The 12,339-nt window shown below is 39.6% G+C and carries 7 protein-coding genes; all 7 read right to left on the bottom strand.

Annotated features, from left to right (window positions below):
• Nucleotides 1-519 precede the first annotated feature (519 nt).
• Nucleotides 520-3,972: a hypothetical protein gene (locus ACEW8U_RS04695; RefSeq protein ID WP_373520878.1), complete on the bottom strand. Its 3,453-nt coding sequence runs from the start codon at nucleotides 3,970-3,972 to the stop codon at nucleotides 520-522.
• A 40-nt stretch (nucleotides 3,973-4,012) separates the two neighbouring features.
• A complete protein-coding gene (locus tag ACEW8U_RS04690) occupies nucleotides 4,013-5,293 on the bottom strand; it encodes a family 16 glycosylhydrolase (protein ID WP_373520877.1) in 1,281 nt (426 codons plus the stop codon).
• A 60-nt stretch (nucleotides 5,294-5,353) separates the two neighbouring features.
• The gene (locus ACEW8U_RS04685; RefSeq protein WP_373520879.1) at nucleotides 5,354-6,934 is read right to left on the bottom strand and encodes a sugar porter family MFS transporter; all 1,581 of its coding nucleotides are present in this window, start codon (nucleotides 6,932-6,934) and stop codon (nucleotides 5,354-5,356) included.
• Between the two features lie 144 nt (nucleotides 6,935-7,078).
• Complete coding sequence (locus tag ACEW8U_RS04680) at nucleotides 7,079-8,194, bottom strand: family 16 glycosylhydrolase (RefSeq protein WP_373520876.1); 1,116 nt, start codon at nucleotides 8,192-8,194, stop codon at nucleotides 7,079-7,081.
• Nucleotides 8,195-8,206: 12 nt separating this feature from the next.
• Complete coding sequence (locus ACEW8U_RS04675; RefSeq protein ID WP_373520875.1) at nucleotides 8,207-9,691, bottom strand: PKD domain-containing protein; 1,485 nt, start codon at nucleotides 9,689-9,691, stop codon at nucleotides 8,207-8,209.
• A gap of 11 nt (nucleotides 9,692-9,702) precedes the next feature.
• Complete coding sequence (locus ACEW8U_RS04670) at nucleotides 9,703-11,169, bottom strand: RagB/SusD family nutrient uptake outer membrane protein (protein ID WP_373520874.1); 1,467 nt, start codon at nucleotides 11,167-11,169, stop codon at nucleotides 9,703-9,705.
• A 5-nt stretch (nucleotides 11,170-11,174) separates the two neighbouring features.
• On the bottom strand, nucleotides 11,175-12,339 hold a 1,165-nt coding region (locus ACEW8U_RS04665; protein ID WP_373520873.1), incomplete at its 5' end, for a TonB-dependent receptor domain-containing protein.

Below are 12,339 nucleotides of genomic sequence, written 5' to 3'. Positions count from 1 at the left end.
ACTGAAAAACTTCTACGAGAATTCCCCAAAACCCAAAATCCTTGAAATTAAATCTGAAAGTGTTAAGAATGCTGAGATTCTTAAGGATGTGAAAGCGGAAATTAAGAAGGTTTTTGAAGGAGAATAGAGATTGTCAAAAGTAGGTTTTTTCGCAATTATTTGTTAAAGAGATTATTCTTTTTTCTTTTTATCAATCTGTTTTAGAAACTTATCGAAATCAGACTCAAATAATCTATCCTGAACGACTCTGAATTTTTCATATTCATTTTCGGCTTTGAGTTTAGCTTCTAACTTTGAAATTTTCCCTTTAGGTGCTCGGTGATTGTACTTCTTCCTTTTTCAAAAAGTTCAGCGATAAGATTTTGGGTAAGCCAAATCGTTTCATCTTTAAAAAACACATCAATGTTTACCTTGTCATCCGCGGTTTGAAAAATAACAAAATTAGGAAACCGCTGCAAACCACTATTCTCACTATATTTCAGTTTTAAAAATTAAATGGATTAAAAACCGAAATAAGGTTTAAACCCCTCCCAATCTCACTTCCACGAACCTAATTTCCTGACCTCTACTAAAAATGGAAGCAGACAATTCCTTCGATAATACAGACCCTTTGATCAATTCAAAATCTCTATCTCCCGTAAAATAAACCCGGATTTCCTTATTCCCTGAGCGAATGTATTTGATGGGTACCTGACAGTAGGTAAAGGCCAATTCTCCTTCGTTTAATTTCAAGGATTCGTCTTCCCCATTTATAGAAATGTAATGGAACACATCAGGTTTCGGCAACCATTCATTTTCGTTGAGAAATGTTGGTTCGAAATGTATCATTCCATCTTTCACTTTCACTCCCAATTCTGCCCAGCGGCTAAGGATATCTTCTTTAACCTGCCCAGTCATCCCGGGTTGCTGCGCACCTCTATGGAAAGGTGTATGGCTGTATGGGTCTGTTGGAAATGCACCATATAATTCGGGGGACTTGTTGATACCGATCCCTGCTCTGATTTCGTAATAATGATCCACCAAAGATCCCCGGACAGTATCATCCATTTCTTCTCCGCTACCCAAAATCTCCTGAACAGCCAATAACAGTTTGGATACCATGTGCCAGTAAATACTCCCTAAACCTTCAAAAGCAAAGAAAGTTCCTGACCTTCCGGTAAATGCTTTGTGGTTGAAAACCCCTTCATAAATTGCTTCGATTTGATGAAAATCTTTCTCCTGAAAACCTTTATAGTCTTTCTGAACTTCTTGAAGCGCTGCTTTCAATGTCCTGCCATTGTTCAGGTCACCATTGAAAAATACATTCCCTTCCAAGTCTTTTTCAACAATTCGGGGATCCATTTTTTGTAGCATTTCTATGAGCAAGGGATTTGATTTGAAATCTAAAATTGGAAGATGATTTTTTTGGAGAAACCCGGGTAAATTTCTGTTAGGGTAGAGCATGTAGCTGTACTGATCCTCTCTATAAAGCTTGCTCGATTTCATCACATTCAGCAAGTCAAGACTTTCCTTCGCGTCGAGAAAACCTGATGATAAAACTGATACTTGCCCCTCCAACATTTCATAAAGGTTATCTACTTCCAAACCATCTTGAGTGAAAGAGATAAGATTATAGGCATGATACAATCCATCTTCCCTTTTATTATTTTTTATCGATGCCTGCAAATACAAAATGGTATCCCCAAATAGATTTTGAAAAGTTAGATTATCAATAGGAATAAAATCGCCGGAAAAACCTGCATAGGCATTGGACCGATACTGCTCTGCCAGGTTTCCAAATGCATCAACAAATGATCTTCTGGTTTTATGGTCAAATCCACTATTTAGTAATCCACGATATGAATCAAGTATAGCTTGGCAATCCGTCATTAAATCCGCTACTTCTTTATGAAGCACAATCGTTTTTAAATCCTCATCTTCTGCCCAATCTGAGAAAAACCGGGTAAAGCGGTGCATGTAATAAAGGGTAACCATCGATGTACCATTACCGACAAGGGCATTGTTGCCATCATTCCATTCAGGTCTTTGGGTGTTCATCCATATTCCGGCATCAGGGATTAAGTTGCACAATTTGGTGAGCCAAGAAACAAGGATTTTCTCCATAAAGCCGCTTTTGAGGAGTTGTCCTTTCTGATCATATACCAATTTTCCATCTGCTCCGATTTTTGTGAATCTTTTTTGAGTTTCGCTATCCAAGACTGCATCAAAATCAATGGTGTCCTGCGGCTCAGCGACGATTTCATCGTAAGATTTGATTCTGTAAGGTACATCTGCATAAACAAACCAAGGATTATTAGACAAATCAGAAAGTGAGAGACTTTCATGGCTGCGGGCTACTTCCAGCAATTTCAATAGGTAAATCAACTGATGGTCTCCCCAATAGCCAATATACGACCATGGATCATCATGCTCTATTACCTCCCAATCCACGCCACTCCTTGAAATTCGGTAAGGATTATATCCATCCAAAGTGGATGCATTCAGAAATTTAAAGATCATTCCTTCAATAAACCTAGGATAGGAAACCGCCAAAGCTTCCCAATTCTGGAAAATATCGCGCCAGTTACCGGCGTATGCCCTTCTTGCAGAGCCATCATCATTGGTCAGGTCTATGGAGAATTTATTCCATGGCCTGCTTGGGTCACCATGCCTACGACTAAAAGAAAGTGGCAGATACTCCGCACAAATCCTGATAAAATCAGAACTCCCCTGACTTACCGCCAATTCTTGTAAAGTAGGATAATCCAGAATTTCGGGTAAGGAATGAAAATAGGGGTTTAAACTTTCGGATAAAGGTCGATTTACTTCTTTGAGATAATTCAAAAAATCCTTTTTATCTATCCCATAATCATCCTCAAAGATCCCTCCCCTCATCACATTGAACAAAACATTAGCATAGTGTCTTGAAGTGGAGAGTTTGTCAGCTGACAATTGGAGTCCATCTGCTTTGGCCACGATGGTTTTCAGCTTTTTTGTACCCTTTCTTAAATCTTTTTCAATATCATGCAAAACTCCCTTTTCATTGTTGCTTAATCTCTTGATAAGATTTTGAATGGCAGGTTGGGATTGATTGATCTCGAAGCAGCAGTACCAGTTTTTTGTTTCATCTGGATTCAAATCTAATTTCACATGAATAAAATAAGAACCTGCTTCCCCTTTTACATCAGTCTCAGTCTTGATTGGATGACCTTGACAAAAGCTTTCCAGCTGACATGAAGAAACTAACACTTGCGCTGTCTTTATCCCAATATGCCAACCAATTGTTGCTTTCAATGCTTCACTAGGTTCAGCCCTATCCACAATCAGGGCACTCAAAGCAAAAATACCAACACCACTGTCTTTGTCGAGTTCGTTCCGCTTGTAAGCATTGGTTAGGTTGCTCCTTTGCAATTGAAGTTGACTGGAAACCCCGTAGGGCAGGATGTTCTGGACACCATCGAGGAGTTCAACTTGAACAGGCTTGTTACCATTGTTCACAATAATGGATTTTCGGATAAATCCGAATTGGCTTGAAAAAGACCATGAATAAAGAAAACTCAATCCCAAATCTTCGTTGACTTCTTCAAAAAGCAATTCATTTCCCCATTGATTTTTGTAAAGATTCCGGGTGACCTTATATAAGCCATTGTAGTTATCAGAAAAAGGCTGCCATAAGATTTTCTTTCCGTTTTCGTGGACAAGCACCAAAGTTTTTGAACCGACTTGGTCTGCAGAAGCTATAATTTTATCATCGGTGTAATATGGAAAAAGTGCATTCTCCTCATCTTTTCGCCCTGCTGTCAGAGCTCCGTTGCTACTGATAAACATCCAATGATCTGAATGACTGACCAAGGATATGAAAAACGGAGGCATCTGATCCACATTTTGGATTTTATAATAACCTTCCCCGTTGATTTCCACATTAGTTCCTATCACCTCATGTTGAGGAAAAAGAATTCGAGCGTCCTTGATTTGGATTTTACTGTCAGCCATAAAGCCAATGATTAGAATTTATGATTTTTAAATTAATTCACTACTTTTTCTGGTAAACCCTAACGTAGTCAATAAGGAACTTTTGACTCGTAACATTTGGGTCAAGACCTAGGGCACCGCCCCATCCTCCGCCCATGGCGAGGTTTAGGATGATATTCTGAGGGATATTAAAGGGCCATTCCTTTTCATTGGCAGTTTTATCATACAGGTAATATGGTACATCATCTACCAATATATTGATTTCTGAAGGTGTCCATTCCACAGCAAAAGTATGCCATTCTGCAGCTATTTTACTCACATCCTTGGTATTGGAAATCTGATTCCCAATTTTAAAATAATAAGCAGGCGTATGTACCGTAGCATGAGCAATCCCATCTCCGGTTTCATCATCCACTTCATAGCCCACACTTTCTAGAATATCAATTTCACCGCAGTAAGGCCAGTCCTTTTCATCTACATAGGTATTGCCCAAAGTCCAACCTGCCGCCCAATTCCCTCTTTCTCTGGGCACCAAAGCCTTGAATTCTATTTTTCCATAAAGAAAAGCGACGTTACCGCGGGTGGTCAATCTTGCTGAAGTCCATTGATTTCCCAAATCACCCTTCCTTGCCTCAATGACCAAGGCACCGTCTTCTATCCTTGCATTTTCAGGCCGGTTATCAGTATAATACTGCAACTCATTATTTCCCCAACCCCAATCACCAAAATCAAAGGTCCATTTGCTTTGGTCTATTTTAGTTCCATCAAATTCATCTGACCAAACCAACTCCCAATCACTTCCTTCATATGTTTGGGTCAATATCTCAGGGGATGCTTTATGAGGCTTCATCAAGGTAAAAACCACATTGTCAATATCAACTGCCCCACCTGAAACATACACCTTCATTTTGTGAAGACCTTTTTTAAATGGACTTCCTTCTACAGCATATGATTGGATCTCAAAAGATGGACTATGCACCATTTTTCCTGTAACATCATAAGTTCTTCCATCTGGATTATCATAGTAATCTTCAATCCAAACTACCGAAGTATCTGATCCCACTGGTATTCCCATCACTTCAACCCGATACCTTCCGGCTGCCTCAAAATCTGCATCAATAGCGATCCATTCTCCTTTAGTCAGGGTGACAGATTCACCTTCAATGGCCTCACTTAACCTTGATTTATCCGACATGTCATGAAGGCTTTCTGCCTCAACAACCAATACATAAGCTGTTCCATTAACAGCTTTTTGACTTGCATCCTCTCCAGAATTTTGGGACGATGTACATCCAATGTTTAGGCTGGAAAAAAAAATTACTATTGCAAAAGAAGTTTGCATGAGGCATGTATTTTGATATTTTTTCATAACTCCTAAAGTTTATTAAGATTGGTAAAATGATTATTTCTTGATTAATATATCTTCCAATTCTTCCAATGATTTATTCTTGGTCTCCGGTACCACAAACCAAACAAAGAACACCCCAACGGCGGCAAATAAACCATAAATCAGGAAGGTATTGCTGCTCCCTAAATTATCCAACTGCCAAGGGAAAAATTGCTGTACCAAATAACTGATCAAGGAATTGATAAACCCTACGAAGGATATGGCAGCACCCTTTATTCTGATAGGGAAAAGCTCTGAAAACAAAACCCACATCACCGGGCCGATAGAAATCGCAAATGAGGCCACAAAACCTAAAATACCAATAAGGATTAAAGCAGGATTCATATTTATGGCCGAAGTGATTAAGTTAGATTCATAGGTTGTGGCAAGTTTATCACCAAGTGTTGATCTAATGGCCTGCTTAAAACTAACATCATCATCATAGGTCACATCTATCATACTGGATATATGTGTCATGGAAATTTCCTGTGGTAGACTTTGAATTGAATCTTCCGTCAATTGGTAAGTAGCTTGACCAAAACCATAAGCGAGTAATCCCATGCAGAGGGCAATACCCGCAAGTCCTCCAAGGAGCAATGGCTTACGGCCTAATCTATCAATAAATAAAATAGCCAATACCGTGAAAACCAAATTGGTCAATCCAACTAAAATTGCTTGTATAAATGATGCGTCTGTTCCAATACCTGATTGCTCAAAGATCATAGGTGCATAGAAAAACACCGAGTTGATTCCTGTAATCTGTTGGAGTATCGCAACCACAATTCCGATTACAAGGACTAATCTGTAAGCTGGCTTAAAGAATTCAGTGATCTTTGCTTCCTCTCTGTTCTTATCCTCATGAATATTTCTGATCGCGTCATTGATCTGCTTTTTGGCATCATCAACATCAGTGAATTGATTCATGATCATAAGTGCTTGGTCTGTCTGACCTTTCATTACAAGCCATCTCGGACTCTTGGGAACAAAAAACAACCCTAAATAAAATAATATTGCCGGCAATAATTCCAAACCAAGCATCCACCTCCAATTCCACTTGTCAAACCCTAGATTTATAGCCCAGGCAGCATCACAATTGCCTAATTTCAAAATCAAATAATTTGTGAAAAAAGCCACGGAGATACCAATAACAATATTTAGTTGGTTGAAAGATACCATTCTACCACGCATTGCAGGTGGGGCAATTTCTGCTATGTACATCGGAGCAAGAATCAAAGAGGCTCCAACACCAAATCCACCCACCATTCTGGCTATCACCAAAAGAATAAATGAAGGTGCCAGGGCAGAACCAATAGCACTCACAGCATATAAGATCGCAGCTACTTGCAGAATTTTCCTTCGACCAAATCTGTCGCTGAGTGGGCCTGCAACCATCATGGCAAGTGTTGCAGTCAGCGTCAGTGATGCAACCGACCATCCTAACTCTAATTTTGAGAGATTAAATTCCGGTTCAATGAATTTCACAACTCCAGAAATAACTGAAGCGTCAAATCCCATTAGAAAACCTCCTAAAGCAACAATAAAGGCTATTTTAACGGTGTAGGCTTGATTTTTAGTCATTTGTTTAGCTTGGGTTATATTGAGAATTATATTAAGAGATGCAATCCCCTTTCGAAAAACTGTTATTGGAATTCCTTAAGAGGGGTACTTTAACTTTAATTTTTAACTTAATATTTAAAAAAGCCAACCTAATTGGGTTGGCTTTTTATATTTTATCAATAATTAATTTCTCTGAAATACTCTGATGTAATCTACTACCATCTGCTGGGGGAAGTTGGTGTTGGAATCCGGACTTCCCGGCCAATTACCTCCGACTGCTACATTAAACAGGAAAAAATGTGGTTTTCTGAATTCATCCAATGCTTGAGGGGTGGTGTTAATTTGATGGTAAGGTACATTATCCAATAACCATACAATTTTACTTTCATCCCAAATTACCGAGAACACATAAAACTTATCGTTAAAGATTCCTTGAGAAAGCGAAAGTGAGCCACCGAAATTTGCATACTGTCCATTATTATCCCAGTGGACAGTACCATGCACTGTGTTATCACGTCCATTTGCACTTCCGCCCACCATTTCCATGATATCAATTTCCCCGCAAGCAGGCCAGCCAACTTGAGGGATGTTGTCACCCAACATCCATATTGCAGGCCACAAGCCTTGACCTTTTGGAAGTACAGCCCTGATATCAAACCTTCCAAAAGTGAAAGATTTTTGACCTTCAGTTTTTATCCTTGAAGAGGTGAAATTTTTTCCTCCAACACTTTCTTGTACAGCCTTAATGATTAGGAATCCATCTTTTACCGCTGTGTTTTCTCTTCGGTAAAATTGAAGTTCATTATTTCCCCATCCGCACAAGTTAGGACATCCATCACCCAACTCATGGACCCAATCATTTGAAAGACTGGTGCCATTAAATTCATCTTGCCATATCAGATCATATCCCTCATAGGATAAAGGACTTTCAAAACCAGCATTGGGAATTCCTATGCCAAGGTCTTCATTCGAAATGGTAACCGATTCCGTAGATGTTATAAAATCGGATTCCGTGGAATGAGCCTGAACGGAAATGATATAAGTTCCAACTTCACGATAAGTAAATGTTGCAGTAGTACCTGTTGCTCTCTCTGCGATAGTATTTGGCAAACCAAAATTTACCTTGTAGAAATTCGCATTTACCGCCTGAAAGGTCGCCTGAACTGTTCCTTTATCCTTTGTAACTGAGACTTGGAGATTTGAAGGAAGTAATACCTGATCTTGTTTTTCTTCTTCTCCACATGATGACACCAATAATAAGGTGAACATGAGATAAGAAAATATTTTATTCTTCATCATAATTATGAGCATTTAGATGCCATCAGGAATCAATACAAATGTCCAGAAAACACCTCCGTTATTGGTAATATCGATAGAAATAGTCATTTCTTCATTGGTATAATCGATGACATCGTAAGTTACAGATCTATTTGCTGCGGGTGGGCCAGCTGTATATTCACCACCATTATATGCTTTAGGGAGTGCAATAAAGGCCCCTGTCCCAGTTACGGTAATTTTTGGATTTGTAGTAGTTGTACCTTCTGTGAAACTGAAAGTATGCACGCCTGGCCCCCATGCCTCTCCGGAAGTCCCCTCAAGGTTAGATGCAGGCTGACATTGTTCTTCGGCCAATCCCATATAGAATTCACCGAAGATATCACCTTGCGCATCATATTCGAATTCACCGTCTTGCCTAAAGATAAATAGGTCATTGAACAGACATGGTCTCTCACCTGAAATATCATTTCCATTTGGATAGAACTCATCACTTCCTTGCCTAGGGCCTACACCGAATGCGCCTGCTGCAGGTTTAAGTTTCCATGCTTTCTCACCACTTCCGATCAAATCCTGAAGTGTAAACGCAACATCACCCCCTGTATCTGGATCTGGGTCTGGATCAGGATCAGGGTCTCCACCTCCGTCAAATCCTGCTGGAATCAACCTGACATACCATGATAATCCATCATTAGCCTGGTCAATGGAACGAATAAACATTTCATTTTCTTCAAAACGTATTATTTGAAATGAATTTGTCCCGGCAAAATATCCAAGGAATCCCGGAGAAGTCAAATTCAATATAGGAAATTCCCCTTCTTCTTCTACAATGTTCCAAGTCAAGCCTCCCGGAGAAACAAAAGGCGCTGAAAGATCTCCAACTCCCGGATCAAAGGCTCCCGGGAAATTTGCTCCCTGTGCGCCATTGAGATATACAAATCCATTTGTCTCCCATTCAAATTTAAAATCATTCAGGAAAAAAGTATACCTGTCTGTATACATACCACTTCCGACTTTTTCATTTGCCTGTGCTTGATACCACTCGGGGAAATACCCACCTGCTTGAACCGGGTTAGGTCCTACGCCAAAATGACCCACTCGGGCTGAATCTACCACCCAAGTCTTGCCATTAATCGCATCAATGCCTCCCGTCAATAAATTAAAAATCGGTCTGTCTAACAACGTTGGATCTGTTCTTTCAATGACGACTTCCAAAGTTGTACTTGCACTTCCTCCCCTATCAAATATGGTCAGGGTAACATTATAAGTCCCTGCAGAAGGATAAATCCCTGTGACATTTTTACCCGTTGCAGAAGCCCCATTACCAAAATCCCATTTCATTAGGAAAAACTCCTGATCTGCGGTAAAATTGATAATATTATCATTCTCCAAACTGGGTTGGAATGTAAATCTTGCTGCTTGGTCAGGAGGAGTGGTAGCATCTAACCTGTAATCCTCAATACATGCTGCCAATAGAATCACCGGCAGCAGTAAAAACAAATATTTTATATAATTTTTCATTTGATTTTATTTTAATATCCAGGGTTTTGAGCCCATCTTCCTCCTGATAAATCTATCTCCACTTGCGGGATTGGAAACAATTCATGCTTTCCAACTTGAAAACCGGAAATGGATTCAGCAGCTTTACCTGTTCTAACCAAATCCCAGAACCTATATCCTTCTCCTGATAATTCCAATCTTCTTTCCCTGTAGATATCATCCAAAAGCTGAGCCCCCGAACTTGAAATATTTCCAACTCCGGCCCTTTGCCTTACCTTGTTTAACTCAGTTCTAGCTCTTGCGTCATTTCCTGACTGTGCAAATGCCTCAGCTGCCATCAATAATACATCTGCAAAACGAATGGCCCTGTAATTTAATTGACTTGTCAAGTCATCATCCGGAAGGCCTCTCTCAGCAGCTCTTTTGATGTATTTATTATTGTAAAAGCCTGTGTGACCACCTCCTCCTTCTGCAAAGGATATTTCTGATGGATTTGGCTGTGCTGCAATAAATGCATCAATATCCAAAATGGTTACCTGTCTTCTTGGATCATTACCATAGAAATCATAAAGATTTTGGGTAGGAAGATTATAACTATTCCCATCTGCGTAAAAAGGACCGACATAATTTCTGATAGAATGAAATCCTACAGCAGGATTACCCTGCAAACAAACCAAACAACCATAGTCACCACCCTGTAATCCGGAATGTTGAATTGTAAATACATCCTCACTTCGGTTCTGATTCACAGCCAACCACATCGTATTCATGTCTGAAATCAAGGCATAATTGGCTTGATTGGTACTGATCAGTTCATCAAAAACCTGGGCAGCTTCTGAAAATTTCTGCTGGTACAACAGCACTTTACCTTTCAAGGCCAAAGCCGCACCTTTGGTGATTCTTCCAGTTTCTGGATTGGTCCAATTAAGCACTTGAATCGCTCTATCTAAATCGCTTTCAATTTGCGTGAAGATTTGTGCTTTTGGGGTTCTATCAATTTGGAAAACTTCATTTATAGATATTCTCCTATCTACTATCAGTGGCACATCTCCAAAATAATTGACCAATGTAAAATAGAAATAAGCCCTGATGAAGGAAATCTCTGCCATCAAACGTTCTTTGGATGCAAAATCTATCTTATTCTCATTTTCAAAAATGAAATTAGCCCGTGCTATTCCTGCATAGTTAAATCTCATTACGTCCCTCAATTCATTATTGACCCCACCATGTGTCATGTTGTCAATCTCATGGAGACCTTGCGTATCATTTACACTTTCACCTCCTGCTATAGAATTATCCGATGCAATTTCTCCTATCCAAATCTGCAAATAGTTTGTTTGCATTAAATCATAAACACCAATAACAGCCCTTTGATAATCTTCTTCCGTATTGAAGAAGTTCTCCGCATCCTGTGTGAATTCAGGTTCAATTTCCAGCCACTGATCACATGAAACCAGCGACATGCTCAATGTAAGAATGATGATATATATTTTTTTCATGTCTTTTAGAATCTAAAGTTTAAACCGCCCATGATTACCCTTGCCTGTGGAAAAATACCATTATCAACTCCTGCAAATAATGGGTTTCCAGAACCCACATCAGGATCAAATCCCATATACCTTGTAAGTGTAATAAGGTTATTGGCCGCAACGTAAAATCTCATCGAACGAATCCCGATCCTTCCTGTAATTGCTTCAGGAAGCGTGTATCCTACCTGAACATTTCTAAGCCTAATAAATGAACCGTCTTCCACAAAAAAGTCGGAAAACACTGTATTTCTGGTCTGACCTGTAGTCAATCTAGGTATTTCATTAGTACTACCCGGACCCGTCCATCTGTCTACATTATAGGCCAATTGATTTGCAAATGGTTGTTGTCTCTCGTAATTACGGATAATTTCCTGACCAATTGCCGCATAGACATTAGCCGAAATGTCAAATCCTTTGAAATCCATGGCCAAATTCAAACCCATAATGAAATCAGGAATCGGAGAACCTATAAACGTACGGTCAGAATCATCACTGAAATTGATCACGCCATCTCCGTTTGTATCTACAAACCTCAAATCACCAGGCCTTGCACCAGCTTGTACGACAGGGCTAGAAGCAATTTCTTCTTCTGATTGAAAAATTCCGTCTGTCTGAAATCCAATAAAATAACCGATTGGAAAACCTTCTTGGAATCTTGTAGCTACGTTACCACCGACACTAAATCCAGCACCTGGAATAAAATCCAAGCCATCAGGGACTTTAGTTACCCTATTTCTGATGAAAGTAGCATTGTAATCAATTCTAAAATTTACACCTCTTTGTTTCTGAGTGCCATATCCAATCTCAATTTCAAGACCTTTATTGGAAACATTACCGGCATTGATTACCGGAGGTGAACCACCTGGACCATACGATCCTAACAAGGATGAAACAGCTGGCTGAAACAATAAATCTCTGGTATCCTTAATGAAGTAATTGGCAGTGAAGTCAATACTTCTCCAAAGTGTGAAATCCAATCCAATATTCGTTTGTAAAGTAGTCTCCCACTTCAAATCAGGATTACTGGTGGCACCGATAGCGGCACCGTTGATGATAAAGTCATTGAAAACATATCTGGACAGCCCATTCATCAATCCCCTATATCTGAAAAGACCAATCTGATCATTTCCGGAAACACCA

Source organism: Aquiflexum sp. (assembly GCF_041751335.1).
Classification (GTDB): domain Bacteria; phylum Bacteroidota; class Bacteroidia; order Cytophagales; family Cyclobacteriaceae; genus Aquiflexum.
Note: the sequence above shows the minus strand (reverse complement) of the source record. Positions and strands in the feature narration are given on the sequence as shown.